Origin of the sequence: Megasphaera hominis (assembly GCF_014269395.1) — a bacterium.
GTDB classification, from domain to species: Bacteria; Bacillota; Negativicutes; order Veillonellales; family Megasphaeraceae; genus Megasphaera; species Megasphaera hominis.
Window position 1 is genome coordinate 41,800 of record NZ_JACOGK010000007.1, and the last position, 25,525, is coordinate 67,324.

Annotated in this window: 25 protein-coding genes and 1 riboswitch; of the genes, 10 read left to right on the plus strand and 15 right to left on the minus strand. The window is 50.7% G+C overall.

Annotated features, from left to right (window positions below; all coding sequences use genetic code 11):
* Window positions 1-23: 23 nt before the first annotated feature.
* The 13 genes from H8J70_RS03535 to rpmH form a co-directional block, all read right to left on the minus strand.
* Window positions 24-1,973 carry a PTS fructose transporter subunit IIABC gene (locus tag H8J70_RS03535; RefSeq protein WP_186502482.1) on the minus strand — a complete coding sequence of 650 codons (1,950 nt, stop codon included), beginning with the start codon at window positions 1,971-1,973 and terminating at the stop codon, window positions 24-26.
* Window positions 1,974-2,002: 29 nt separating this feature from the next.
* On the minus strand, window positions 2,003-2,908 hold the full coding sequence (pfkB, locus tag H8J70_RS03540) for a 1-phosphofructokinase (protein WP_186502483.1): 906 nt from the start codon (window positions 2,906-2,908) through the stop codon (window positions 2,003-2,005).
* Window positions 2,905-3,669 (minus strand): DeoR/GlpR family DNA-binding transcription regulator, encoded by a 765-nt coding sequence (locus H8J70_RS03545; protein WP_186502484.1) that lies wholly within the window; start codon window positions 3,667-3,669, stop codon window positions 2,905-2,907. The genes pfkB and H8J70_RS03545 overlap by 4 nt, the downstream gene beginning before the upstream one ends.
* Window positions 3,670-3,871: 202 nt before the next feature.
* Complete coding sequence (locus H8J70_RS03550) at window positions 3,872-5,161, minus strand: L-lactate MFS transporter (protein ID WP_186502485.1); 1,290 nt, start codon at window positions 5,159-5,161, stop codon at window positions 3,872-3,874.
* Window positions 5,162-5,243: 82 nt separating this feature from the next.
* A riboswitch (ZMP/ZTP riboswitch) is annotated at window positions 5,244-5,327 on the minus strand.
* Window positions 5,328-5,382: 55 nt separating this feature from the next.
* Complete coding sequence (locus H8J70_RS03555) at window positions 5,383-6,405, minus strand: D-alanyl-D-alanine carboxypeptidase family protein (protein WP_186502486.1); 1,023 nt, start codon at window positions 6,403-6,405, stop codon at window positions 5,383-5,385.
* A gap of 46 nt (window positions 6,406-6,451) precedes the next feature.
* A complete protein-coding gene (rsmG, locus tag H8J70_RS03560; protein WP_186502487.1) occupies window positions 6,452-7,165 on the minus strand; it encodes a 16S rRNA (guanine(527)-N(7))-methyltransferase RsmG in 714 nt (237 codons plus the stop codon).
* Complete coding sequence (mnmG, locus tag H8J70_RS03565) at window positions 7,155-9,038, minus strand: tRNA uridine-5-carboxymethylaminomethyl(34) synthesis enzyme MnmG (RefSeq protein WP_186502488.1); 1,884 nt, start codon at window positions 9,036-9,038, stop codon at window positions 7,155-7,157. The genes rsmG and mnmG overlap by 11 nt, the downstream gene beginning before the upstream one ends.
* 36 nt (window positions 9,039-9,074) lie before the next feature.
* A complete protein-coding gene (gene mnmE, locus H8J70_RS03570; protein WP_186502489.1) occupies window positions 9,075-10,457 on the minus strand; it encodes a tRNA uridine-5-carboxymethylaminomethyl(34) synthesis GTPase MnmE in 1,383 nt (460 codons plus the stop codon).
* A 69-nt stretch (window positions 10,458-10,526) separates the two neighbouring features.
* Window positions 10,527-11,375: an RNA-binding cell elongation regulator Jag/EloR gene (gene jag / locus H8J70_RS03575; RefSeq protein WP_186502490.1), complete on the minus strand. Its 849-nt coding sequence runs from the start codon at window positions 11,373-11,375 to the stop codon at window positions 10,527-10,529.
* Window positions 11,372-12,034, minus strand: coding sequence for a YidC/Oxa1 family membrane protein insertase (locus tag H8J70_RS03580; RefSeq protein ID WP_186502491.1), 663 nt, complete (start codon window positions 12,032-12,034; stop codon window positions 11,372-11,374). The genes jag and H8J70_RS03580 overlap by 4 nt, the downstream gene beginning before the upstream one ends.
* Before the next feature lie 89 nt (window positions 12,035-12,123).
* Window positions 12,124-12,333, minus strand: coding sequence for a membrane protein insertion efficiency factor YidD (gene yidD, locus H8J70_RS03585; protein WP_186502537.1), 210 nt, complete (start codon window positions 12,331-12,333; stop codon window positions 12,124-12,126).
* Window positions 12,330-12,689, minus strand: coding sequence for a ribonuclease P protein component (rnpA, locus tag H8J70_RS03590; RefSeq protein WP_186502492.1), 360 nt, complete (start codon window positions 12,687-12,689; stop codon window positions 12,330-12,332). The genes yidD and rnpA overlap by 4 nt, the downstream gene beginning before the upstream one ends.
* Before the next feature lie 84 nt (window positions 12,690-12,773).
* Complete coding sequence (rpmH, locus tag H8J70_RS03595; protein ID WP_186502493.1) at window positions 12,774-12,908, minus strand: 50S ribosomal protein L34; 135 nt, start codon at window positions 12,906-12,908, stop codon at window positions 12,774-12,776.
* Between the two features lie 390 nt (window positions 12,909-13,298).
* On the opposite strand from rpmH, the gene dnaA reads away from it, so the two are divergent.
* The 8 genes from dnaA to H8J70_RS03635 all read left to right on the plus strand — a co-directional run bounded on the left by dnaA (window position 13,299) and on the right by H8J70_RS03635 (window position 21,598).
* Window positions 13,299-14,816, plus strand: coding sequence for a chromosomal replication initiator protein DnaA (gene dnaA, locus H8J70_RS03600; RefSeq protein ID WP_246415253.1), 1,518 nt, complete (start codon window positions 13,299-13,301; stop codon window positions 14,814-14,816).
* A gap of 221 nt (window positions 14,817-15,037) precedes the next feature.
* Entirely contained in the window at window positions 15,038-16,153 is a 1,116-nt protein-coding gene (gene dnaN / locus H8J70_RS03605; protein ID WP_186502494.1) for a DNA polymerase III subunit beta, read from the plus strand.
* Window positions 16,150-16,368: an RNA-binding S4 domain-containing protein gene (locus tag H8J70_RS03610; RefSeq protein WP_222433565.1), complete on the plus strand. Its 219-nt coding sequence runs from the start codon at window positions 16,150-16,152 to the stop codon at window positions 16,366-16,368. Before dnaN ends, H8J70_RS03610 begins: the two co-directional genes overlap by 4 nt.
* Before the next feature lie 3 nt (window positions 16,369-16,371).
* Window positions 16,372-17,466 carry a DNA replication/repair protein RecF gene (gene recF / locus H8J70_RS03615; protein ID WP_186502495.1) on the plus strand — a complete coding sequence of 365 codons (1,095 nt, stop codon included), beginning with the start codon at window positions 16,372-16,374 and terminating at the stop codon, window positions 17,464-17,466.
* Window positions 17,459-18,397, plus strand: coding sequence for a DciA family protein (locus tag H8J70_RS03620; protein WP_186502496.1), 939 nt, complete (start codon window positions 17,459-17,461; stop codon window positions 18,395-18,397). Before recF ends, H8J70_RS03620 begins: the two co-directional genes overlap by 8 nt.
* Window positions 18,363-18,611 (plus strand): DUF370 domain-containing protein, encoded by a 249-nt coding sequence (locus H8J70_RS03625; RefSeq protein WP_186502497.1) that lies wholly within the window; start codon window positions 18,363-18,365, stop codon window positions 18,609-18,611. The genes H8J70_RS03620 and H8J70_RS03625 overlap by 35 nt, the downstream gene beginning before the upstream one ends.
* Before the next feature lie 119 nt (window positions 18,612-18,730).
* The gene (gene gyrB, locus H8J70_RS03630) at window positions 18,731-20,650 is read left to right on the plus strand and encodes a DNA topoisomerase (ATP-hydrolyzing) subunit B (protein WP_186502498.1); all 1,920 of its coding nucleotides are present in this window, start codon (window positions 18,731-18,733) and stop codon (window positions 20,648-20,650) included.
* 132 nt (window positions 20,651-20,782) lie between these two features.
* Window positions 20,783-21,598, plus strand: coding sequence for a hypothetical protein (locus H8J70_RS03635; protein WP_186502499.1), 816 nt, complete (start codon window positions 20,783-20,785; stop codon window positions 21,596-21,598).
* An 18-nt stretch (window positions 21,599-21,616) separates the two neighbouring features.
* Here the strand turns inward: H8J70_RS03635 and H8J70_RS03640 are convergent, their stop codons facing one another.
* Complete coding sequence (locus H8J70_RS03640) at window positions 21,617-22,978, minus strand: hemolysin family protein (RefSeq protein ID WP_186502500.1); 1,362 nt, start codon at window positions 22,976-22,978, stop codon at window positions 21,617-21,619.
* A 143-nt stretch (window positions 22,979-23,121) separates the two neighbouring features.
* Between H8J70_RS03640 and H8J70_RS03645 the strand changes: the two genes are divergently transcribed.
* Together H8J70_RS03645 and H8J70_RS03650 are read left to right on the plus strand one after the other, a co-directional pair.
* Window positions 23,122-23,655 carry a DUF2148 domain-containing protein gene (locus H8J70_RS03645; protein WP_186502501.1) on the plus strand — a complete coding sequence of 178 codons (534 nt, stop codon included), beginning with the start codon at window positions 23,122-23,124 and terminating at the stop codon, window positions 23,653-23,655.
* Window positions 23,656-23,750: 95 nt separating this feature from the next.
* Window positions 23,751-24,482 (plus strand): hypothetical protein, encoded by a 732-nt coding sequence (locus H8J70_RS03650; protein WP_186502502.1) that lies wholly within the window; start codon window positions 23,751-23,753, stop codon window positions 24,480-24,482.
* Window positions 24,483-24,525: 43 nt separating this feature from the next.
* Here the strand turns inward: H8J70_RS03650 and H8J70_RS03655 are convergent, their stop codons facing one another.
* A complete protein-coding gene (locus H8J70_RS03655; protein WP_186502503.1) occupies window positions 24,526-25,482 on the minus strand; it encodes an NAD(P)H-dependent glycerol-3-phosphate dehydrogenase in 957 nt (318 codons plus the stop codon).
* Between the last annotated feature and the right edge of the window lie 43 nt (window positions 25,483-25,525).

Genomic DNA, 25,525 nt, shown 5'->3' on the forward strand with positions numbered 1-25,525 from the left:
AGCAGAATCGCAAGAGAACGGTCTTATTCCTGCGGCTGGGCTTTGCGTATAAGGCCCAAGAGAACGGCCGCAACGACCGTGCCAATAACCAGGGCCGCTAAGTACATGGGCCAATTGTGGACGACGCCAAAGACGAAGATGCCGCCATGCGGCGCCGGCAGGGTGCAGCCGAAAAGCATGGAAAGCGCACCGGCTACGGCTGCGCCAATGGCACAGGAAGGAATGACATGTAACGGGTCTGAGGCCGCAAAGGGAATGGCCCCTTCTGTAATGAAGGAGAGACCCATAATAAAGTTAGTAATCGTGGACTGCCGTTCTTTAGGCGTAAATTTCCCTTTAAAGAGGAGCATTGCCAGGGAGATTGCCAGCGGCGGTACCATGCCGCCAACCATGACCGAAGCCATGATGCCTGAGCTGACAGCCGCGCCGGATGCGCTCATGAGCGAGGCCGTACCAAAGACATATGCGGCTTTATTGATAGGCCCGCCAAAATCGATAGACATCATGCCGCCGAGGATAAAGCCGAGAATAATCCGGCTCGACGTCGACATGGAGTTAAGAGCGTTAGAGAGCCACTGATTGAAGATGGACATAGGCGGATTGATGACGCAGGTCATAATGACACCTATGAGGATCAGCCCTAAGACCGGATAAATGAGGACCGGCTTGGTTCCTTCCAGGGACTGGGGCAGATGGGCAAAAACCTTTTTCAATAAGACGACTACATAGCCTGCAATAAACCCGGCAAAGAGAGCACCGAAGAAACCGGAACCACCTTGTGTCGCCAGGAAACCGCCGACGATGCCCGGCATGAGAGCCGGCCGTTCACCAATACTGACGGCAATGTAGCCGGCCAGGATCGGCATCATCATGCTGAAGGAAAGACCACCGACGGTCTTTAAAAAGGCTGCCAGCGGCGTGCCGGAACCAAAGTTGCCCGACCCTGCGTTGCCCATATCGAAGAGGAAGGCCAGGGCAATGAGAATACCGCCGCCAATGACGAAGGGGAGCATGTGAGAAACACCGTTCATGAGGTGTTTATAAATCTGCCGGCCGGCACTTTCACCGCTTGCTGTGGCCGGCTCATTGCCTGCCGCAGCGGCGTGCGTACTGTGAAAGATCGGTACACTGCCATCAAGTACTTGCTGAATGAGATGCTCCGGTTCTTTAATACCGGCAGCCACTTTTACAAAGAGAACGGGCTTGCCATCAAAGCGGTCCGTTGCCACATCCTTATCGGCTGCGACGATAACCCCGGCAGCCCGCTGAATATCGGCGGCTGTGAGGACATGCTTGGCGCCGCCGGAGCCATTCGTTTCTATTTTAATCTCAACGCCCATTTCCTGGGCTTTATTTTCCAGTGCTTCGGCTGCCATATACGTATGGGCAATGCCCGTCGGGCACGCCGTTACGCCAATGACGTAGGGCTTTTCTGTTTCTGTCTCAGGTGCCGCCGGCACAGGTGCTGCCTGGGCTGCCGCTTCTTCTGCCGCTTCGGCTTCCTCTTCGGCCAGCTGCGCTGCTTCCGCCTCATTGATAACCGCTAAATATTCCTGCGGCGACGCAGCCTGCATCAGGCGGTCGCGAAAGTCATCGTCCATGAGCATACGGCTCAAACGGCTCAATACTTCCAAGTGAATATCTGCCCCGTCAGCCGGAGCGGCAATCATGAAGAAGAGATACGCCGGTTCTTCGTCGAGGCTTTCATAATCGACGCCGCTACGGACGATCATGGAAGCCAGGCCGGGATTTTGCACGGCATCGGTCTTGGCATGCGGAATAGCAATCCCTTCGCCAATCCCTGTACTGCCTTCTGCTTCACGGGCCAGTACGCCGGCCTTATAGGCACTGACGTCCCGTAAATGACCGCCCTTAGCCATCAGGTCTACGAGGTGATCAATGGCCGCCTCTTTGTTGACGGCTTGTGCCTGGAGATCAATACTGTCGAGTTTTAATAAATCTGCAATACGCACGGGATTTCCCCTCACTTTCCTACGAGTATCTATAACGCTTCATAGAGAGCACGGATTTCCTGCTCTGTCGCCAGCCATTCCTGAAAGGCTGTGGCACTGCCGGCGCACAAGCCCAGTTTTAAGGCTTCTTCCAAATTGCCGCCGGACGATTCATAGCCTGCCAGGAAACCGGCCACCATGCTGTCCCCGGCACCGACGGAGTTGACCATCTTGCCCTGTGGTGCTGCGCGGCGGTACACCTGCCCATCTTCACCGATGAGCAAGGCTCCGGCTTCCCCTAACGACACGAGTACGTTGCGGGCACCCATCGACTGGAGCCGTTTGCCACAGGTAATGATTTCTTCATCTGTATGCAGGATCACACTGAAGAGTTCGCCCAATTCAAATTGATTCGGTTTGATCAGGAAGGGGTGATAGGCGATGACATTGCGCAGGAGATCGCCTGTCGCATCGACGACAACGCGGATCTGCCGGCCCTGGAGCCGCTTCATGATATCTTCATACATGTCACCTGGCAGGACAGCCGGAATACTGCCGGCCAAAACCAGCGTATCGCCAGCCTTTAAGGTCTGTATTTTTTCCCACAGGAGCTGCAGCTTGGCTTCCGGTATATCCGGGCCCATACCGTTCACAGCCGTTTCATCGGCAGCACTGATTTTCAAATTGATGCGGGAATTTCCCTGATCGAGCGTAATAAAATCACAATCGCCGCCGTTTTCCTTGCAAAGGCGGACGATCTCCTGGCCTGTAAAACCGGCTGTAAAGCCCAAAATCCGGGCCGGAATATGCAGGTTGCCCAAGACCAGGGCCACGTTGATGCCCTTGCCGCCAGGGTAGATCGTTTCCTGCTCGGCCCGGTTGATGGCCCCCGTTTCAAAATGTTTCATACGTACAACATAATCCAGGGAAGGATTAAAGGTTACCGTGTAAATCACAGTACATGCACCTCCGTTAACTGCTGATACGAGCTAAAATCCTGAATGCGTTCGCTTTTGGCAGTAATAATCGTAACGTCCGGTAATTCGGCAAAGGTAATATGCGAAGCCAGGCCAAATTTACTGGCATCGGCCAGGATATACGCCGTATTACAGCGAACGACAGCCGCCTCCTTGGTAGCTGCCTCTTCAATATCCGGCGTCGTACAGCCTTCATGAAGGCTCAGTCCATTAGCCCCAAAAAAGCCTTTCGTAAAGTGATACCGGCGCAGGAGCTGTATGACCTCACTGCCGACGACGGAAGACGTCGTCCCTTTGACATGGCCCGCCAGGATTCTGACCTGACAGCCATTACGGGCCAGTTTCTGTGCTAAGGGCAGGCTGTTCGTCACAAACGTCGCCGTAGAGCCCGAAAGGAAATCTGCCATTTGTTCCACTGTCGAACCGGCGTCGAGATAAACGAAATCGGCAGGGCCGATTTGTCCTGCCGCATATTGGGCAATACGGCGTTTTTCCGGCAAATGAAAGGCATATTTTATTTCCAGCTCTTCCATATTGGCTTCATAGCCGGCTGTATCGGAAGGAATAGCCGTAGCCCCGCCATGGACACGGCGCAAGCGGCCGGCCTGTTGCAATACCGTTAAATCCCGGCGTACAGTGGCCTCTGAAATATGAAAATAATCAACCAGTTCCTGTACAGAGGCTGCACCGCCAGCATTGACAATGCGTACGATTTCTTCCTGTCGTTCTTCTGTAAGCATAGCGTCACCCGTCTTTTTCTGTAGATCAATCTTTATGTATATCTTCATTATATAATCATAATCAATCATTTTCAATCATTTTTAGTGACTATGTTTAAAAAGCAATCATTTTCAATCATCTATCTAACTACGATATACTGGGATAAAAAAAATCCCCCAGGCAGCATTATGCTGCCACAGGGGATAGGGAATCAAACAGAGCTTAGCCTTTCACTTCCGCCTTCTGCCGGACAGGACGAAGGTTTTCCGCATCATGGCAGACAATGCCATGACGGGTCTGGTATTTAAGGAAGAGCATCAGTACCAGGGCGCCGACGAAGAAGGCCGAGAAGACCTGCAAGGTGACGGCATAGCTGTTCGTCGTTTCTTTGATCAAGGCCAGCAGCAGCGGACCGGCGACACCGGCAGCGCCCCAGGCCGTAAGAATACGTCCGTGAATAGCACTGAGTTCGCGTGTGCCGAAGAGGTCCGAAAGGTAGGCCGGCATGCACGAGAAGCCGCCGCCATAGCAGGTGATGATGAGCAGTACGAGAACCTGGAAGCTAAAGGAGTTAGTCACCTGGGAAAGCTGCCAGAAGGCGACGATTTCAATGGCGAAGAAGAGGACATATGTAGCCGAACGGCCAATGTAGTCCGATACGGTAGCCCAGGCGATGCGGCCGGCACCGTTCATAAACCCGATGATACCGACCATGGAGGCAGCGGCCATGGGTGACATGCCGACGACTTCCTGGGCCATAGGAGAGGCCACGGCCAGGAGAGCAATACCGCAGGTAATGTTAGTAAAGAAGAGGAGCCAGATCGTATAGAGCTGCCACGTCTTCATAGCCCCCTTGACCGTAAATTGAGGCAGGGAATCGGCATAGACGATCCTTTTCTTTTCCCCGGCCTGACGCAGGGCCAGATCGGCCTGAGGCACTTCGCCTGCTTTAGGCGGCGCCAAATACAGCGAAGAAGCAGTCATAATGGTCATATAAACGGCTCCCAGGATGAGGAAGTTGGGAATAAGACCTACGTGCTGCACCAGAAGCTGCATAACCGGGCCGGCGATCATGCTGGCAAAACCAAAGCCCATAATGGCCAGCCCCGTAGCAAAGCCACGGTTATCGGGGAACCATTTGACCAGTGTCGAAACAGGTGTAATATAGCCTGTGCCCAGGCCGATACCGCCTATGACACCATAGCAGATATAGAGCAGGGGCAGACTGTGGAAATACAGAGCAGCAGCCGTACCAAACATACCGCTGCAGAAGAAAACCATCGATAAAAGACCTGACTTGCGCGGTCCGATTTTCTGGACAAAGCTGCCTAAAAAACCTGCTGACAGGCCTAAGAATAAAATGGCCAGGGAGAAGGTCCACGTCGTTTCCTTCAGGGAAAAGCCCATGGACTCCATAATCGGGCGGGTAAGGACGCTCCAGGCATAGACACTGCCAATGCAGATGTGAATCCCCATAGCGGACAACGCAATAAGCCAACGGTTCTTTTTCATTGAATCCATCTCTCCTTTGCGGTCGGCCGGCACACAGGCGCACAAAAAGAAGCGCCGGCCGGCTGGCCAAAGCATATTTTCATATCTTTGCCCAGACGGTCGGCGCTTACTACTGCGATACAGTCCACGTGGTTGTTCCACTGATCCGTCAGTCCTGCATCGGAATATTCATGATGTTCTTTTATTATAGCAAGAAAGAGTCTTATGTCAAGAATTAATTTTTATGACTCTGCTCCTTGGGCATTGGCAGCAGAAAGGGCCTGCACCTGTCTCTGCTGGGCTGCAATAGACGATAAGGTCTGTCCTGCCGGTGCATTGCGCAGGACATAGGCTTCTTCTGCATCCCGGTCAGTATCTGCCGCCGCGGCAGTTTTGCTTGGTGCCGCTGCAGGCTGGCTCGTCGTGTTAGCTGTCGCCTGCGGTGCTGTCGTATCCGTTAACTGCGAAAAACCATACGTGAGCAAGCTTTGGGCATCGGCAGAACGGCTCTGCGAATTGAGGATCGAAACGACGAGAGTATGGCCATCACGCGTGGCCGAAGCGACGAGGCAAGGACCGCCTTCGTTCGTCACGCCCGTTTTGACACCGTTAGCACCGCTAAAGCCACTGGTCAGGAACCCGTTGGTCGTTTCACAATGCTTGGTCCCGCTATCCATATAGGGCATATCGTAGGACGTGTGGTTTACAAGGCCGCGGAAATCAGAGGACTGCATCGCATAGGCTGCGATTTTCGCCAAATCGCGGGCTGTCGAATAGTGCTTGGCATCAGGCAGGCCGGTAGGATTGGTAAAATGCGTGCCTGTCGCGCCTAAGGCGGCAGCCTTGGCATTCATTTGCTGCACAAAATCAGCTTCTGTCGGCGCTACCGTTACGGCTACGTCTATGGCCGCATCACAGCCACCGACGGTCATCATACCGGTCAGGGCATGACGCAAGGTCACTTTATCCCCGGCATAGAGGCCCAGCTTGCTGACATCACCAGGCAGCTGCTGGGAAGCCGGAGCAATCGTAAGAGGCTGATCCAGTTTCCCCGATTCTACGCCGAGCAGACTGGTCATAATCATCGTCGTACCACCGGGGTACATGCGGTGATCTGCATCCTTGGCATATAATTCTTTTCCCGTATTGGCATCAATGACACAGGCCGACTGTGCATTAATTTCCGGCGCAGCTGCCATGACGGCCGCCGTACCCAGGGTAAAGCAGGCTGTAAGCAGGACCAGAATAGATTTTTTAAGAGACATGCTGACACACCCTTTCTATAGGCTGAAAAATATGAATTCAGCTCCATTATAACGGATTTTTGGCAGCCAGTGTAGGCTTGCGCGGATATTTTAAGGGACTCTTGGCGTTCTTGCGGATGTAGAGGACAGCCCGCTTATCTGTAAGCCCCGGCAAGGTCACAGGACGCACAGCTTCCAGGGTCCCTCCTAGCACAGCCAGAGCATGGCCGGCTTCTTTGATTTCCTCTTCATATTGTGCCCCCTTAAGGGCAATGAAAACACCGCCTGTACGCACATAGGGCAGTGCCCATTCGCAGAGAATATTGAGGCGCGCAACGGCCCGGCTGGTAACGACATCAAACTGTTCCCGGTAGGTCTTGTCATGGGCTTTTTCTTCAGCCCGGCCGTGGAGAAATACAGCTCCTGTCAGCGTTAGTTCCGTCGTGACCTGTTCCAGGAAGCGCAGCCTTTTTTGCAGGGAATCGAAAAAAGTCATGTGCAGGTCCGGCCGGTAAATGAGCAGGGGAATACCGGGAAAACCGGCGCCGGTACCTAAATCGAGGCAGGCAGCGCCCTTAGGAAAATACGCTTCCTCATAGCAGGAAAGGCTGTCTGCCATGTGCTTGACCGCTACTTCTTTGGGTTCTGTAATGGCCGTCAGGTTCATGACCTTGTTCGTTTCCAAGAGGAGTTCTTCAAAGCGGCAGAACTGGCTGAGCTGCTGCTCGCTCAGGGATATATGCATAGCCGTCAGAACGGCAGTCAATTCATTACGAAACATGATTGCCCTCCCGCTTGTTTTGTTCCAGCACGATGAGCAGTGCCGTAATATCGGCCGGGGAAACACCGGAAATACGGCTGGCCTGGCCGAGGGAACGGGGACGGATAGCATCGAGCTTCTGCCGCGCTTCGGCAGACAGCGTATCGATTTCTGCATACACGATAGAATCCGGCATGAGCTTTTGTTCCAGCCGGTTCATTTTTTCTACCTGTTCCAGCTGGCGGTTAATATAGCCTTCGTATTTGATCATGATTTCGATTTCTTCTTTTACATCAGCATTCAGATCGGGCAGGTCGAAGACTGTCTGTAGCCGGTCATAGGTCAATTCCTGGCGGCGCAGCAGTTCATAGGCCGTAAGCCCTGTATGTACCGGTGCAGTCCCCAAGGCCTGCAGTTTTTCTCCCATGGCCTTGCTGGGCGTAATAGAAATGGCCCGCAGCGCAGCTATGCCGTCGGCAATAGCCTGTTTTTTGGCGCAAAAGCGGTCGTAGCGTGCCTGGCTTACGAGACCCAGGTCGTAGCCCTTCTGGGTGAGGCGCAGGTCTGCATTATCCTGACGCAGGATGAGACGGTATTCACTGCGGCTGGTCATCATACGGTATGGTTCTTCCGTACCCTTGGTGACCAGATCATCAATCAGTACGCCGATATACGCTTCGGCACGCGTTAAAATAAACGGTTCTTTTCCCTGGACCTTGCGGGCCGCATTAATACCGGCCATGAGTCCCTGGGCGGCAGCTTCTTCATAACCGCTGGTCCCGTTGGACTGGCCGGCGGAAAAGAGGCCGCTGACCTGCTTTGTTTCTAGGGCAGGGGTCAGTTGTAAGGGATCGAGGCAATCGTATTCAATGGCATAGCCCGGACGCATAATGCGCACGTCTTCCAGGCCCGGAATGGTACGCAAAAATTCATACTGCACATCAATGGGCATACTCGTACTCATACCCTGGACGTACATTTCTTCCGTCGCTTCTCCTTCCGATTCAATAAAGAGCTGATGCCGTTTCTTGTCGGCAAAGCGGACGATTTTCGATTCGATAGAAGGGCAGTAGCGCGGGCCAATGCCTTCAATCGTGCCGTTACACATCGGTGCCCGGTCCAGATTTTCCCGGATGATGCGGTGTGTTTCTTCATTCGTAAAGGTCAGCCAGCAGCATTCCTTATTGCGGTTTTCCCGTTCCGACATAAAGGAAAAGGCGTGACCGTCTGTATCGCCTTCTTGAATGGTCATTTCCTCCGTCCGCAAGGTCCGCCGGTCGACGCGGGCAGGCGTACCGGTTTTAAAGCGCATGAGATGGAGGCCTGCCCGGAGCAGGGAAGCCGACAGGTCTTCGGCCGACCGCTGTCCTACCGGGCCGCCGGAGTAGGTGCATTCGCCAATGATTATTTTCCCCTTTAAGTACGTACCGGTCGCCAAAATGACACAGGCCGCCTTATATACTTCACCTAATTCCGTACGGATGCCCGTTACCTTGCCATCTTCGATGAGGAGGTCCGTCACCATGAGCTGGCGCACATCGAGATTTTCCTGATTTTCCAAGGTTTTCGTCATGGTCATCTGATAGAGCTTTTTATCCGACTGGGCCCGCAAGGAATACACAGCCGGCCCTTTGCCTGTATTGAGCATGCGCATTTGCAGGCATGTCCAGTCCGTATTGATGCCCATTTGTCCGCCTAAGGCGTCGATTTCCCGCACTAAGTGGCTCTTACCGGGGCCGCCAACGGCCGGATTACAGGGCATGAGGGCAATATTATCCAGGTTAAGTGTGGCCATCAGTGTTTTAGCTCCCAAACGGGCACTGGCCAGGGCCGCTTCACAGCCGGCATGGCCGGCACCAATGACGATGACATCGTATGTATCTATGACAAACATGGAAATTCCTTCCTTTGCGTAATGTATGAACTCGTATTATTTTCCCAAACAAAAACGGCTGAATATTTCTTCTACAATATCGGCATGAACCGTTTCCCCCGTAATGGATCCCAAAAGGTCCCAGGCTTCGCGAATATCGACGACCGCACAATCGAGAGGCATGCCGGCGGCCAGGGATTCCTGGGCCCGTGTCAAGGCGGCTGCACTTTGCCGCACCAGCTCGATATGCCGCGTATTGGTCAGGAGGGCACTTTGGCCGTCCATCAGGCCGTGAGCCAGGACTTCCTGGAGCAGTCGCTCTTTTAATGCATCCATACCGGCTCCTGTATTGGCTGAAATAGGACATACAGGGAAGCCGTAGTCCGTCAGGTCAGAGACGGTCACTTCTTTTTGCAGGTCTTCTTTATTTAAGACGATAATGGCTTTTTTGCCCTTTACCGAGGCGAGGATCTGACGGTCTTCTTCCGTCAGGGCCCGGGAGCCGTCAATGACTACCATGACGATATCGGCGCGGTCCAAATACTTCCGGGCCCGGTCAACACCTATCTTTTCTACAGTATCTTCCGTTTGCCTGATGCCGGCTGTATCGACGAGACAAACAGGTACGCCCTGGAGGACAATCCATTCTTCCAGTACGTCCCGCGTCGTTCCCGGTACATCTGTAACGATGGCCCGTTCTTCCTGCAAAAAGCGGTTCAGGAGGCTCGATTTCCCGGCATTGGGCACGCCGGCAATGGCTGCCACGACGCCATCGCGGATCATTTTGCCACTTTGGGAGTTTTCCAGCATGGCCTGGATTTTCTCCTGCATCGTCTGCAGGGCTGCACTTACATCAGGTACGACAATATCTTCCAAATCTTCTTCCGGGTAATCAATCATGACTTCCAGGCGCGTAATCAGTTCGGTCAGTTCCTGACGCACAGACCGGACGGCCTGGGAAAGGCGGCCCTCCAGCTGGCTTACGGCACTGGTAAGACCGGCTTTGCTTTTCGCCTGAATGACATCCATCACGGCCTCTGCCTGGGCCAGGTCAATACGGCCGTTGACAAAGGCCCGTTCCGTAAACTCACCGGGATTGGCCAGGCGGGCGCCTTGACGCAAAATAAGCGCTAAAATAGCAGACAAGGACTGACGGCCGCCATGACATTGGATTTCGAGTACATCCTCAGCCGTATAGGAATGAGGGCCCTTCATGATCAGGGCCAATACTTCATCTATGCAATGGCCTTGTTCATCGACAATAGTGCCGTATTGGATAGACCGGTCCCGTCTCTCGCCTAAGGGAGTTTGGGACTGGCTGTGAAAGATACGGTCACCCAGGGTATATGCGTCAGGACCGCTAATGCGGATGGCGCCGATCCCGCTTTCACCTAAGGGCGTCGTAATAGCCGCAATCGTATCTGTTGCATCGTAGAGCATAGGAAGAGTTCCTCCTTTCAAAAAAACCCGGTGCCAGCACCGGGTTTTTTTGCAGGTGTTAGCCTGCGTTTATTCTGCGTAATAAATGACTACATGACGGTAAGGATCCTGTCCTTCACTTTCCGTCCGGACGTGTTCCTTATCCTGCAGTGCCACGTGAATGATCTTGCGTTCATACCCGTTCATCGGTTCTAAAACTACTTTATCGCCTTTTTTCTTAATACGCCCGGAAAGGCGTACAGCCAGCTGTTTTAACGTTTCTTCACGGCGATGGCGGTAATTTTCTACATCGAGCATGACAAAATGACGGCCTTCATGACTCTGATTAATCGTCAGATTCGTCAGATACTGCAGCGCATCCAGCGTTTGTCCGTGCTTACCGATGAGAATGCCCAGATTTTTCCCGTGCAAGTGGAGGACAATCTTGTCCGGCTTGATCATCTTTTCGATCATCACTTGCAGGCCCATATTGGCAAGGACTTCCTGTAAGAAGCGTTTTGCCTGAGCGGCGGCTTCTTCCGCTGTGTATACGGGTTTCGTTTCTTCTGTATCGGCAAGGGCTACAGCCGGTGCTGCTTCCGGTGTGTTAGCAACAGCAGGTGCTGTCGTTTCCGGAGCCGTAGCGGCAGGAGCCACTTCTTTTTCTTCTATAACTGCTTTGCTGTCTTCTTTTTCAACAGCAGGCACAGGTACTTCCTGTGCGGCAGCCGCCTCTTCTTGCTGACGGAAGAGCACATGGGCTGCTTCTTTCTTAGCCGTTACCCGTACTTGGGCAGGCTTGCTGCCAAGACCGAGAAAACCGCTTTTCGGTTCAGCTAATACTTCGACATCAGCTTCATCACGGGTTAATCCCAATTGAACCAGGCCAGAGCGGACGGCATCTTCGATCGTTTTGCCTGTAGCTTCTACACTGTTCATGCATTAGCTCCTTTCTTTTTGCCGCGGAACATGATGAGTTGCTGTACCCACTGGAATACGTTGGAAACGACCCAGTAAATAACAAGACCGCTAGGGAAGCTGATGCTGATCCAGCCGATGAAGAGAGGCATGACGATCTGCATGATTTTCTGCTGTTTTGCCTGCGCATCATTCATCGCTACCTGCGTACCGCTCATCTGCTTTTGAATGCCAAAGGTAGAAATAGCGGAAAGGATAGGCATGATATACGTCGGATCGGCAGCACCCAGGCTGGGCATCCATAAAAAGCTTTCGTATGCCGGATCATAGGGATAGGCCCGCAGGGCATAGAAAATAGAAATCAGGAAGGGCATCTGAATGATGATCGGCAGGCATCCGGAAAAGGGGCTGACCTTTTCTTCCTTATATAACTTCTGCAGGGCTGCCTGCATTTTTGCCTGGTCGCCTTTGTATTTCTTTTGCAATTCCTTGATCTTCGGCTGTATTTTCTGCATGCCTTCCATGGAATGGATCTGTTTTGCCGTTAAAGGCGCCAGAATCAGCTTGATGATGATCGTCAATAAAATAATTGCAATGCCATAGCTCGGGTAACCAATCATATGGGTGAAGGCATAACAATAATCGAGGCAGACGGACATGAAACCTGTTAATATATCCATAATTCCGCTAAAAAAGCTCAATAAACTCAACTCCTGTCGAATAAAAAGGATAAAAAATCAGACAGCCTCTTTTTCATCTGTCTAATTTATTAAGGTACAGGATCGTAACCTCCCTTATGGAAAGGATGGCATTTTAAAATGCGCTTTACTGCCAGATAACCGCCTTTCAAGGCACCGTATTTCTGTACAGCTTCCAAGGCATAGGCGGAGCACGTAGGGTAAAAACGGCAACATGGCAGCCGTAGCGGAGATACACATACCTGATAAAAACGTATTACGAAAATGAAGAGTGCTTTCATTGCATTCGCTTCTTCCATATATTGGCCCGGCGAAATAGCTGGAGGATACTTTTTTCAGCTTCTTTATATCCTACATCTTTTAAATAGCTGCGTCCGATTAATACGACATCATAGCCGTCCTGCAGGGAATCCTGATGCAAGCGGTAGACTTCCTTCATTAACCGGCGACAGCGGTTGCGTTCTACAGCACAGCCGATCTTTTTCCCTGTAACAAAACCGATGCGTGACGGCTGTTTTGGGGAACGGGGCAATACGTATAAAACGACCAAGCGATTTACGAAAGATTTACCGCGGCGGTAGACAAGCTGATATTCCCGGTTCTTACGCAACCGCTTTTCTTTATTTAATTCATACATCGTAAGTTCCTAAGCTGTAATTCCTAAAAATTACAGATGAACAGAAAAATTCCTCTGGGGAACTTTTCTGTTCATCTGAAAAAATTAAGCAGAAAGCTTCTTTCTGCCTTTCATGCGGCGTTTTTTCAAAACCATGCGGCCACCTTTAGTCTTCATTCTTTCACGGAAGCCATGGGTTCTTTTTTTCCACAGTTCGTTCGGCTGATATGTCTGTTTCAATGTAGACACCTCCTTCGTATCGATACAACGTATATAGAATTTACACCATAACAGTGTAATTATAGACAATCCGACTGCTCATGTCAATCATTTCCGCTTACATTTTATTTTTTCCGGTCTTGCATGAGGCGAAAAAAAGTTATCCACAGCCCTGTGTACAAGTAAAAACACAAGTTCTATTTGTGTATTATCCACTTTTGATGTACAATGTCAATGTGATCTTCGGGAAGATATTCACCTAGTTATCCACAAGTTATCCACAAAATGTGGATAACTTCCATCATGTCGGAAATTCGATATTCATCGGCTTTCCGCTTTTTTCAGCCCTATTTTACCCACTTTATCCACAAGGGATTATAAACATATCCACAAGAGGAAGGAATGCATGACATGGCAAGCATGGATCTGACATCACTTTGGCTGGGAATCCTGGCTAAAATCCAGCAGGAAATACCTCCACAAATTTATGACAACTGGTTTGAAACAGCCCTAATTCCCTATACGTATGAGAACGATACACTGACTCTCGATACGACAGGCCTCTTTATTTGCAAATTTATCAGCAAAAAATATACAGGTCTCCTGGAAAATGCAGCTTCCCAGGTAACGGGAAAAGCGACAACGGTCCGGCTGATCTATAGCAGTGAAGGCGAAGAAGAAGCCATTGTCAGTACAGCTGCCGAAAAAACGACGAACGAACTGTTACAAGAAACGCAGGCTATAGACGAGCCAAAATTACAGCCGGAAGAAGCTGAACCACCGGTAGATCCGCCGCTTACGCCAACGCTTGAAATCGTCAAACCGGAGCTCCTCGTACAGGATGCCCTGCCGTTGACGCCACCGCCCAAAGCAGACGTCAAGCCACTTACGACAGCTGATGAATTAAACAGCAATTATACCTTTGAAACGTTTATCGTCGGCAACAGCAACCGCATTGCCCATGCGGCAGCCCTTTCCATTGCCGAAGCACCAGCCCAGAAATATAATCCTTTCTTTATATATGGCGGCTCCGGCCTCGGTAAAACCCACCTCATGCAGGCTATTGGCCACCGCATTCGTGAAAACTTCCCTAACATGGTCCTGCGCTGCATTACCAGTGAAGACTTTGCCAACGAGCTGATCCAATCCATTCAGGATAAAAGCTCGGAAAGTTTCCGCCAGCGCTACCGCAATGTAGACGTACTGCTCGTCGATGATATCCAGTTTCTCGAAAATAAGGAACACACACAGGAAGAGTTTTTCCATACCTTCAACAAGCTCTACCAGGACCATAAACAAATGGTATTTACCAGCGACCGTCCGCCTCAGGATATCAAAAAAATGGAAGACCGCCTGCGGTCCCGCTTCCAAGGCGGCATGGTCACCAGCATCGACCCGCCGGATCTGGAAACACGTACGGCGATCCTGCGCAGCCGCGCCGAAGCCGAACATATCGAATTCCAAAAGGAAGCCATCGATTATATTGCTTCAAACGTCAGTGAAAATATCCGTGAGCTCGAAGGCGCCTTCGTCCGCGTCACACTCCTGGCCTCGCAGGCCCATACCCCCATTACACTGGAGCTGACCCAAAAGGCCTTACAGGACCTGGTGAAAACCAATAATAAAAAGAAGTATATTACAATAGATGAAATTACACGGACTGTCTGCCAGTTCTATAAAGTAAAGTATGAAGATCTGATGAGCAAGAAAAAGACGAAGTCCATCGTTATTCCCCGCCAGATTGCCATGTACCTTTGCCGGGAATTGACAGAAAATACCTTTCCACATATTGGTACAGCCTTTAGCGGCAGGGACCATACGACAGTTATGCACGCCTGCAATAAAGTATCCGATGAAATTAAAAGCAACGAAAGCTTCCGTAAGATGATCGAACAGTTAAAGACACAAATTACAGGCGTGGATAAGTAGGCGCACACAATGTGGATAACTGAAAAGTTTTCCACAAGCTCCGAAAAACGGTGGAAATGTGGATAGATAATCTCTGGTTATCCACAATTTATACACACCTGTGGATAGCTGAAAATACAGGGGTTTAAGCACTTATACACAATTGCACAGCGCCTATTACTATTATTACGATCTTTTACTCTTTCTCAATTAAACTCACCACAGTAGAAAAGGGGACAACCATGAAACTGAAACTCAAAAAGGAAGACCTCAACAAAGGCCTCCAGGCCGTACATAGAATAGCTCAGCTTAGCAATACGGAACTCCACACACAATCAGGGTTCCTTATTAAAGCAGTCAGTGAACATATCGAATTTCAAGCCAACGGCTTCGACATGGCAATTCGCATTCATGTACCCGGAATCATCGAAGAAAAGGGAGAAGCATATATAGCTAATCCCTATCTTACAGAACTGACACGTCGCCTGCCAGGAGACGAAATCGAAATGATCAAACAAAACGGCGACACACAGCTCCTTTTAAAGGGAGGCAAACTGAAATTCGAATGCCTGACAATCAACCCGGATGACTTTTCTGAAGTAGACGTGGTCAATTCCGGACAGGTACAATTCACGACAGACAGCATTACTTTAAAAGATTTAATCGAACACACCGCTTTTGCCTGCTCGACAGACACAGTACGCCCTATCTTCTCCGGCACCTACCTGGACGTATCCGGTACGACAATCAATATGGTCGCTACAGATACACACCGCCTGGCCTACAAATCAGCCAGCCTGGAAAAACCGGTCGATCAGCCCTTCAAGGCCGTCATTCCCAGCCGCCTCTTAGCCGAAATTTCCCGTCACTTGCCGACAGATATTCCGGAAATGGTCGATATCATTTTGCTGCGTAATTCCCTGGCCGTAACCTTTACCAACGTATATATGAAGACGCGCCTCATCGAAGGGGAATTCCCCGACTACCATCGCGTCATTCCCAGCCAGTTTTCCTGTGTCGCCACGGTCAACCGCCAGGAATTTACGAATGCCGTCGAACGGGCCTCCCTCATCGCTAAAGATGCGGGCTACAATGTCATCGATTTTATGGTCACCAATGAAAGCATCAATATGACCAGCCAGAACCCGGATTACGGTACCATTGCCGACAGCGTTCCCTGCCAGGCCATAGGGGATCCCCTCCATATCGCTTTGAACGGAAAGCTTCTTCTCGACCTCCTGAAACATTGTGAAGCCGACGACGTCGTCTTGAAATTAGGCGAAAACAAACCGGTACTGGTACAAAACAAAGATGATAATAATTGTTTATTTGTCGTAACACCTATGAGGACAAAATGATAAAAAATATTAAAATAAAAACAGATATGATTCAGTTAGACCAACTTTTAAAATTAGCCGATGTGATTGCCACGGGCGGCCAGATCCGCATGTTTTTGGATGCTAAGAAAATCTTTGTCAATGGCGAACTGTGCCAGGTAAAAAGAAAGCAGCTCCATGACGGCGATGTCGTAGAAGTAAAGGGCTGTGGCACCTACCGGGTATGCGGAGAATAAGCTATGCAGATACATCAGATTCGTTTACATAACTATCGCAATTATGAAGCAGAGTGCGTTTCCTTTCCGGCATCTATCGTCATTTTGTATGGAAAAAACGGACAAGGAAAAACGAATCTTTTGGAAGCCCTGTATATGGCCAGCTTTGGCAAATCCTACCGGGGCCTGCAGGATGCGGATCTCATCCGCTTTCAGGCCCAGGAGGCCAGTATCATCCTCTCTTTTACACGCAACCAGGTTGCCCAGCAGATTAAAATCATCCTTTCCCATACAGCAAAAAAAGAACTCTGGATCAATGAAACGAAGGTACCCCAGCGGGAGCTCATCGGCACGCTGAATGAAGTCATTTTTTCGCCGGAGGATCTGCAGCTGATCAAAGCCGGACCGGCCCTGCGCCGCCGCTTTCTGGACCGGGAAATATCCCAGGTCAGTTCCGTCTATTGCCGCACCCTGCTGCGGTATAACCGGGCTATAGCCCAGCGCAACCTGTTGTTAAAAAAGATGAAATACGAAGGGCCCTTATCGTTAGAAGAATGGGACCGGCAAATTGCCGGCCTGGCTGCCGACATAACGGCACGCCGTCTCGATGCGCTCCATAAAATAGGCTTTCTGGCCGGCGTCATTCACAAACGGATCAGCAGTGGGGAAATACTGGCCCTGGCTTACGAACAGCCCTATGGCGACGGCCAGGGAAACGTGGCAGATGCAGCCTGGTTTTATGAGAAATTGCAGACCCATTTACAGCAGGATATCTACCATATGTCTACGTCTGTAGGTCCCCATCGTGACGATTTGGTGTTTACCGCCAACGGAGCTGATCTGAAAAAATTTGGCTCTCAAGGCCAGCAGCGTACAGCTGTATTATCATTAGAATTGGCTGAACTGGAATATATTAAATCGGAAACCGGTGAATATCCGGTCTTACTCTTAGACGACGTCATGAGCGAACTGGACAGCAGTCGCAGACAGGCCTTACTGGCCTTCGTCCGGGGCCGGATCCAGACCTTTATTACGACGACCGAGCCGGATTTATTCCGTTCCATGGAAGGCTGCTCTTTCATCCGGATTGAGCAGGGAAAGGTGGCTGCCTATGACTGAACGAAAAGGCAACTTATCCCAGGCCGGACAGAGTATTCCCACAGTACTAGAAAAATACAAGCTCTTATATCCCTTGCGCTTTTACATGGCTAAGCGGGATTGGGAACAGATAGTCGGCAAACAAGTTGCGAAATATTCTTATATTAAAGAGATGGATAGACATGAAGTAGTGATAGGCGTTACCAATTCTATTTGGATGAATCAGCTCTTCATTATCCAGCAGGACATACAGGATAAATTGAATGCCTATATTGGCACTGACTTTGTGCATTCAGTCCGCTTTGTCAAGGCCGGCCGCAAACCACTGCCGCCGGTTTTCCAGGAAGAAAAGAAAGAAAACGCACTGCAGAAAAACCTGCATACAGCCATCCGCAATATTGTGCTCAGTGATGAATTTGTCGCAAGTGTCAAGGAGCAGACCGAAGGGATAAAGGAACCCCTGCGCAGCAAAATCAGGGCCGCCCGCTATGCCAGTGAAAAGAACCGTCTGGCCCACGAAGCGGCAGGCTACAGGACATGTCCCCAGTGTGGCCGCTGGCTGGAAGAATGGGAAACGCTGTGTCTCTTTTGCCGGCGCAAGGCCTGGCAGGAAAAGATACGCTGGGCCTATTCGATCCTAAAAGAACAGCCCTGGCTGACGCTGGCACAATTTGGCGAGGCCGGCAACGTGGCTATCAATAAAGAAGTAGAAGACGTCTATAATGAGGTACGCCGGGACTGCATTTATAAACTCATAGACAAGATTTACCATGATACAGATACGCCAGTGGATGATATTTTACTCACCCTGTACATTACGCGTAAGACACCGTCAGAGCTGACGGATGATCTGATCCGCAATTTAACGAACAGGTACCGGAAAAAAGAGAACAAAGGAAAAGAAGAAGGGAAGAACCATGTATCTGCACATCGGCGGCAGCCAGATGATTGATGTACGGCATATCGTCGCCTTTTTTCATCGTGATCCCGGCCGTACAGGCAAGGCCAACCCCGTTACGTCGTATCATTTGCCTTACCGGCTGGCGGACCCGCAACATGGGGCACACGTACGCAGCTATGTCCTGACGGATGAAGCCATTTATGGCTCTCCTCTGGCAGTACAGACACTGGTCCGGCGCTATGAAGCGCTGCTGAGTGTGGAATGAACGGGCAAAATTTGGTATAATAAGATGTTGACACATCTTTTCGTATACAGCACTGTGCAATACATACGGAGAGCTGGACTGTGCAATAGCATAGTTTTCAGAATAGGAGGAATCGTTATATGTCGGAAGGCAAGAAAATAAAGTATGGTGCCGAACAAATTCAGGTCCTGGAAGGCCTGGAAGCCGTTCGTAAACGACCGGGCATGTATATTGGCAGTACGAGCCTGCGCGGTTTGCATCATCTGGTGTATGAAGTCGTAGATAACAGTATTGACGAAGCCTTGGCTGGCTATTGTACACATATTGAAGTAGAAATTGAAGCCGATAACAGTATTAGCGTAGTCGACAATGGCCGCGGTATTCCTGTAGCCATGCATAAAGTAGGCAAACCGGCTGTTGAAGTCGTCCTGACCGTCCTGCATGCCGGCGGGAAATTTGGCGGCGACGGCTACCCCATTTCCGGCGGTCTCCACGGCGTCGGTATTTCCGTCGTCAACGCCTTGAGTGAATGGACACGCGTAGAAGTAAAACGTGACGGCTATTTGTATACCATTTCCTTCGCCCGCGGCATTACGGATCAGCCTCTCATGCAGGTACGTCCCTTACATCCTGGCGAAGAAACGGGTACGCACGTTACCTTTAAGCCCGATAAGGAAATCTTTCCCGATACGGTATATGATTTTGACACCTTGAAAACGCGTCTGCGTGAACTGGCCTTCCTCAATAAGGGCCTCCATATTACGCTGACGGATAAACGGGGCGAAGGCAAGCAGGAAGTATATTGCTATGAAGGCGGCTTAACCTCCTTTGTCGAATTTTTGAACGAAAAACGTACTCCTGTGAACCCGACTGTCGTCAATATTGACAGTGAAAAAAATAAGGTTATCGTCGATATTGCCATGCAGTATAACGATGGCTATAGTGAAAATATTTTAAGCTTTGTCAACGATATCTTTACGGAAGAAGGGGGCACCCACCTTTCCGGTTTCCGTTCCGGCCTTACCCGGACGATCAACGATTATGGCCGTCAGGCCGGCCTGATCAAGGAAAACGAAGAAAATCTTTCCGGTGATGATGTCCGTGAAGGACTGACGGCGGTCATCAGCGTCAAAGTACGGGAACCGCAGTTTGAAGGCCAGACGAAGACAAAGCTCGGTAATAGTGAAGTCAAAGGGATTGTCGATAATATCGTTTCCGACGGTCTGCGGGAATACCTGGAAGAACACCCGGCAGAAGCCAAAAATATTATCAACAAGACCATTTCGGCAGCCCGGGCCCGTCAGGCTGCCCGTAAGGCCAGAGAACTGACGCGCCGTAAAAATGCCTTGGAAATCAGCAGCCTGCCAGGCAAACTGGCTGATTGCTCTGATAAGAATCCGGATGAAACGGAAATTTATCTCGTCGAAGGTGATTCTGCCGGTGGCTCGGCAAAACAGGGCCGGGATCGTAAATTCCAGGCTATTTTGCCGTTGCGTGGCAAAATCATCAACGTTGAAAAAGCACGTCTTGATAAAATTCTTTCGAATGACGAAATCCGTTCTATGATCACCGCCTTTGGCACGGGGATTGGTGAAGAATTTGATATTACCAAACGGCGTTACGACAAGATCATCATCATGACTGATGCCGATGTCGACGGTGCCCATATCCGGACGCTGCTCCTGACGTTCTTCTACCGTTTCATGAAACCCCTCATCGAAGAAGGCCATGTCTATATTGCCCAGCCGCCTCTCTATCAGGTACGCAAGGGCAAACAGGTCTGGTATCTCTATACCGATGAAGCGATGAATGCCAAGCTGGCTGAACTGGGTAACGATTCGTCTGTTGTCGTCCAGCGCTATAAAGGCTTAGGGGAAATGAACCCGGAACAGCTCTGGGAAACGACCATGGATCCGGCTAACCGGACCATGCTCAAGGTCCATTTGGAAGATGCTGTCGCTGCCGACCAGATCTTCTCGGTCCTCATGGGCGATAAAGTAGAACCGCGCCGTAAATTCATTGAAGAAAACGCGAAAAAAGTACGTAATCTCGACTTGTAAGCCAATAAAAAAGCAGTTTTCCCATAACCTGGGAGAACTGCTTTTTTTACTTGTTCCAGATTCATTGCACCTGGACCGGACAGGCTTTATAATGAAAGAGTAAAGGTTAGCTTTAGAAAGGGGGACGAGCCCATGCTGAAAAAATGGGTCATTACGAGCCTTAGCGCGTGTCTCCTGTGCGGCACGGTCCTGGCGGCTGCGCCGGCAGAAACGACGGCGCCTGCAGGCACAGCGGCACCGGGAACGGCCGTTACGGCACCGGTGATACCGGAAGTACAGACAGACCCGGCTGTGAATATGAAGCATCCGGAAAAGTATTATCTCGTTTCCGGTTCAACCTATGAAAAGGTAACGGGCCTCTTAGAAGAAATTGCCAAAGAGCGGACGGGCCTGCCGGCCGTAAGAAGCCAGTATTATTACCGCGTAGAAAAGAATCTGACAAGTAACTATTTGTACAGCGTCAAAGCCTATGCTGCGGATACGCATGTTCTTATAGGCAGTTATTTCGTGGCCAAGGATGGTTCCTGCGTCTGGCGCTTATCCCAAAACGGCGATGGGGCTATGATCTTTGGTACAGCTGACAAGTTGCTGGAAAAAGCTGAAGTCGTCGTCTATCCCGATAAAATACAAATGGGCAGCCATGGTATCCTGCGCGTCCACGTGCCGGGACGCCTGCCCTATGATATTAAGGTGACGAGCCTCAACACGTCTATTGCCTCTGTGTCAGATGAACTGAACATTATGCCCCAAAGTGAAGGCAAGACGGATTTGGTTATTGACCTGAAAATGGGAGATACTATACGTACGCTGACTAAGAGCGTACGCGTCGTAGAAACGGCTGACCGACATACGGGCAGCAGCGGCCGGAATGTCGGTGTCGGCATTGGTATTGGCGTCGGCTGGGGCGGTGGCTGGCATCACCACGGCGGCATTGATATTTGGGTCTAGTAAAAAAACGGAAGAATCTTACGATTCTTCCGTTTTTTCCGGCAGGTTTTGGGTTACAAGAATTTTATCGACCCGCAGGTTATCCATATCCATGACTTCAAAGGTGAAATGCTGCCACGTACACGTGTCTGTTTCTGCCGGTATACGGCCGATTTCATAGGTGATAAAACCGGCTAAGGTTTTATAGAGGTCATCTTCTTCGCCAGGCAGGTCTTCATCCAAATCGAAGAAATCTTTAAATTCTTCAATCGTCAGGAGGCCTTCCATGAGCCACTGGTTGGGTCCCCGGCGGATGATGCGGTTCGCTTCTTCCTGTTTTTCTTCTTCGCCGGCAGGCATGATGCCTACGAGCTCTTCCAGGATATCGTGCAAGGTGACAATGCCGCTCAGGCTGCCATATTCGTCGAGGACGGCTGCTTCATGCACGCCTTGTTCCCGGAATACCTGGACGGCCTTCATGATATCCATCGATTCCGGTACATACGTAGGCCGGCGCAGACTGGATTCGATAATTTGGATCATAGAAGGAATTTTTTGGCTGTGTACGGCTGCGTGGTATTTGCCAAACACTTCGGCAATAGAAACGATGCCGACAAAGTCATCAAGGGAACCGCGGCCAATGGGCAGCATCATGTGATTGCATTCGATCATTTCCTGAATGATCGTGTCTTCCGGATCTTCCAGGTCAATCCAGTCGATCTGGGTCCGGTTGGTCATGATATCGCTGACGTCCATATCGGCCAAACGGAAGACGCGGTCTACCAGCTCCGGTTCCTCTTTGGCAAAGGCACCGAGTTCAGCACCCTGTTCGAGGAGCAGTTTGATTTCATCCTCCGTAACGGGCTGCTTTTTAGGCTGGCTGGCACCCATGAGCTTCATGACGGCCGCTGTAGACGCGGACAGGAACCAGACCAGGGGCGTACAAAAGGAGGAAAAATAGAGCATCGGCCGGGCCAGCAGGCAGGCAATGCGTTCAGGATTATCAATAGCCAGCCGTTTGGGCACCAGTTCACCTAAAATCAAGGTCAAATAGGTAATGGCAATGACCAGTGCAGCCAGGCTGATAGAATAGGCATAGGGAGCCAGGGAAGGCAAGAGTGATATGAGGTATTCCGACATGGGTTCGGCCATGGCAGTACCGCCGTAGACACCGGTCAGCAAACTGACCAGGGTCATGCCAAACTGGACCGTCGAAAACATTTTATTTGGGTTTTCCCGTAATTTAATGACGATCTTTGCCGATCCGTTTCCCTCTTCAGCCAGGGATTCCAATCGGGCTTGGTTGCAACTGACTATGGACATTTCCAGCATAGAAAATATACCGTTACCAATAATCAGCAAGAGGATAACAAGAAATTGTTGTCCTAGTGAAAAATCCAAATTATATGACAGCTCCTTTTAGTAATAAAAAATAATAGTTGTTTGCAACGTATTATACCTTGTTTTCCGTTCTGGTGCAAGAAAAAGGCTGGCCAGGGTCTGGCCGGTCTGCTATGATGAAAAAAAGCAAAGGAGGAATTCACATGTTATATACAGGTGAAGAAATGGAACAGACAGCGGTAATGACGACGGCTGCCAGAATGTGTGCTGCTGCCCGTACGGCACCGAAAACACGCCATATCGATGGCATTCATACACTGGTAGTCACAGGGGACGAAAAAGAAGCCCTGGCGGCTAAAATGGAAGAATTTGGCAGGGCCCATTTTGCTGACGACTGGCAGCACTGGTACGGCCGTGATGCCGGTAACGTACGGGCTGCCGACGCCGTCGTATTGATCGGTATCGAAAAAGGATACCGGGGCCTCAAAGAATGTAATTTCTGTGATTTTGGCGACTGTTCCGGCTGCCGTGCTGCCGGTGGCAATTGCGCCTACATTTACGTCGATTTGGGCATTGCCCTGTCTTCGGCAGCGGTCATTGCCAATCTGGACCTGACGGACACGCGAATCTATGCCTCCATCGGCAAGGCAGCCGGTGAAATGGCATACGGCAAAGAGTATAAATGGCTGGGAATCGCCCTTTCAGTAGCCGGCAAGGATCCTTTCTTTGATCGCTAGCAAATTGCCAAAAAATTCGCCTCTTTTGCCGTTCCTTTTTTTTCAGTATCTGCTATACTATTGAACGAATGATACTTGAGAAAGAAGGCCCTATTGTGAAATTGAAATCTGTATGGAAAAAAGCGTGTCTCTTATCGTTAGGAGCTGCCATTTGCAGCTCTGTCTGTCTGGCGGCAATCCCGTATACACAGGTACTGATCGGCGGCGTAGGCCCCGGTTCGTCTATGGACTATGTGAAGAGTATTTATGGGCAGCCGGCCAGTACGAATTTTGATACGCCTGCAGAAGCTACGTATACGTATGGCAATTCCTTTGTCCTCACAGCCAATGCTAGCACGAATACGGTGTATACGGTTCTTTCGTCCGGCCATAACGGCCTTAATACACCGGCCGGTGTCGGTGTCGGTATGGATGCTTCTGTCATTACGGAAAAATATGGTACGTGTGAACGCATTGGCAATGTCAATGGCGTGACGTACTATCATTATGCCATGGAACCCAATCCGGCCATGCCGAATGATTTTGGCGGCTTTAGCTTTGGCGTAGAAAATGGCAAAATTATTTCTATCTGGGCCGGTGTGGTCCCTGATGAATCGGCTCCGGCCGCACCGGTAACGGCTCCGGCGACAGCGCCGGAAACAGTGCCTGCAGCAGCTGGTACACCTGCCGCTGCTACGCCTGTTACGCCGGCAGATAGTGAAACCGTAGCCAAGACGATTGCTTCCCACAACGAAGCCGCAACTGCGCCGGCAGAGCCGGCAGCGACGACGTCGAAGGTAACGACCGCAGAGGGGACAAAAGTGAGCATCGAAAAAGATAACGGCTAATAACAAAAAAGGTATCGCCACGCAGGGAGGCGATACCTTTTTGTTATTCTTCCTTCTGGGAACGAAGGAAGAGATCCTGTAATCCTTCTAAAGGATCCTTTTGATGACAAATGATTTCGTAAATGGTCCGGGTAATGGGCAGTTCTACCTGGTAGGCGTCGGACAGGTCGACGAGAGCCTGGCTGGTATAGACACCTTCGGCCAGCTTAGCAAAGGGTTTGCCCAGGATGAAATCTTCGCCGAAACGGCGGTTATTGCTGTGCCGGGAAAAGAGGGTCGCCTCATAGTCCCCTAAATGGCTTAAGCCGTAGACGGTCATGGCGTCGCCTCCCATGGCGGCGATGAGGCGCGACAGCTCGTGCGTTCCCCGGGCCATGAGGGCTCCCTTGAGGCTCGTATAATGATAGCCGTCGAGCATGCCGGCGGCAATGCCGATGACGTTTTTGGCAGCGGCGCCGATTTCTGTACCTAAGAGATCCTTGCCGTAGTAAAAACGGATTAAAGGACTGCTGAAGAGATTGGCCATGTGCTTGGTCCGGTCCAGATTATCCGAGGCCATGACCATGCAGTTTGGCATGCCGGCGAGGAAATCCTGGACGTGTCCCGGACCGACCCAGACGATGGTGCGTACATGAGGTCCCAGTACTTCTTTCATCACTGTGGTCAGGCGTTTTCCCGTGCCGATTTCGAGGCCTTTCATACAGAGAATAAAGGGCATTTTGGTCAGTCCTGTTCCCTTTATTTGGCCGGCCAGATTGCGCAGCTGCTGGGCACTGATACTGATGATGACTACATCAGCCCCGGCCAGCGCCCCGGTCAGGTCTGCCGTCAGGGCAATATCTCTGGGCAGGGTCATATATTCATTGCGGCGCTGGGAAATAAGCTCTGCTAAATGAGGGGAACCCGGACGGCCCCAAAGGGTTACGTGATGACCAATGTGATGGGCATACCAGGCATGGAAAGCACCCCAGCGTCCACAGCCTAAAACCGTAATATTCATACCAATCCCTCCTGAAAACCTTTCGTTTATATGGAGTATTATA

Coding starts and splice junctions, on each gene's coding strand:
- H8J70_RS03545 (WP_186502484.1), bottom strand. CDS start 3,669: ATGCTTACAGAAGAACGACAGGAAGAAATCGTACGCATTGTCAATGCT.
- H8J70_RS03550 (WP_186502485.1), bottom strand. CDS start 5,161: ATGAAAAAGAACCGTTGGCTTATTGCGTTGTCCGCTATGGGGATTCAC.
- H8J70_RS03555 (WP_186502486.1), bottom strand. CDS start 6,405: ATGTCTCTTAAAAAATCTATTCTGGTCCTGCTTACAGCCTGCTTTACC.
- rsmG (WP_186502487.1), bottom strand. CDS start 7,165: ATGTTTCGTAATGAATTGACTGCCGTTCTGACGGCTATGCATATATCC.
- mnmG (WP_186502488.1), bottom strand. CDS start 9,038: ATGTTTGTCATAGATACATACGATGTCATCGTCATTGGTGCCGGCCAT.
- mnmE (WP_186502489.1), bottom strand. CDS start 10,457: ATGCTCTACGATGCAACAGATACGATTGCGGCTATTACGACGCCCTTA.
- jag (WP_186502490.1), bottom strand. CDS start 11,375: ATGAACAGTGTAGAAGCTACAGGCAAAACGATCGAAGATGCCGTCCGC.
- H8J70_RS03580 (WP_186502491.1), bottom strand. CDS start 12,034: ATGGATATATTAACAGGTTTCATGTCCGTCTGCCTCGATTATTGTTAT.
- yidD (WP_186502537.1), bottom strand. CDS start 12,333: ATGAAAGCACTCTTCATTTTCGTAATACGTTTTTATCAGGTATGTGTA.
- rnpA (WP_186502492.1), bottom strand. CDS start 12,689: ATGTATGAATTAAATAAAGAAAAGCGGTTGCGTAAGAACCGGGAATAT.
- dnaA (WP_246415253.1), top strand. CDS start 13,299: ATGGCAAGCATGGATCTGACATCACTTTGGCTGGGAATCCTGGCTAAA.
- dnaN (WP_186502494.1), top strand. CDS start 15,038: ATGAAACTGAAACTCAAAAAGGAAGACCTCAACAAAGGCCTCCAGGCC.
- H8J70_RS03610 (WP_222433565.1), top strand. CDS start 16,150: ATGATAAAAAATATTAAAATAAAAACAGATATGATTCAGTTAGACCAA.
- recF (WP_186502495.1), top strand. CDS start 16,372: ATGCAGATACATCAGATTCGTTTACATAACTATCGCAATTATGAAGCA.
- H8J70_RS03620 (WP_186502496.1), top strand. CDS start 17,459: ATGACTGAACGAAAAGGCAACTTATCCCAGGCCGGACAGAGTATTCCC.
- H8J70_RS03625 (WP_186502497.1), top strand. CDS start 18,363: ATGTATCTGCACATCGGCGGCAGCCAGATGATTGATGTACGGCATATC.
- gyrB (WP_186502498.1), top strand. CDS start 18,731: ATGTCGGAAGGCAAGAAAATAAAGTATGGTGCCGAACAAATTCAGGTC.
- H8J70_RS03635 (WP_186502499.1), top strand. CDS start 20,783: ATGCTGAAAAAATGGGTCATTACGAGCCTTAGCGCGTGTCTCCTGTGC.
- H8J70_RS03645 (WP_186502501.1), top strand. CDS start 23,122: ATGTTATATACAGGTGAAGAAATGGAACAGACAGCGGTAATGACGACG.
- H8J70_RS03655 (WP_186502503.1), bottom strand. CDS start 25,482: ATGAATATTACGGTTTTAGGCTGTGGACGCTGGGGTGCTTTCCATGCC.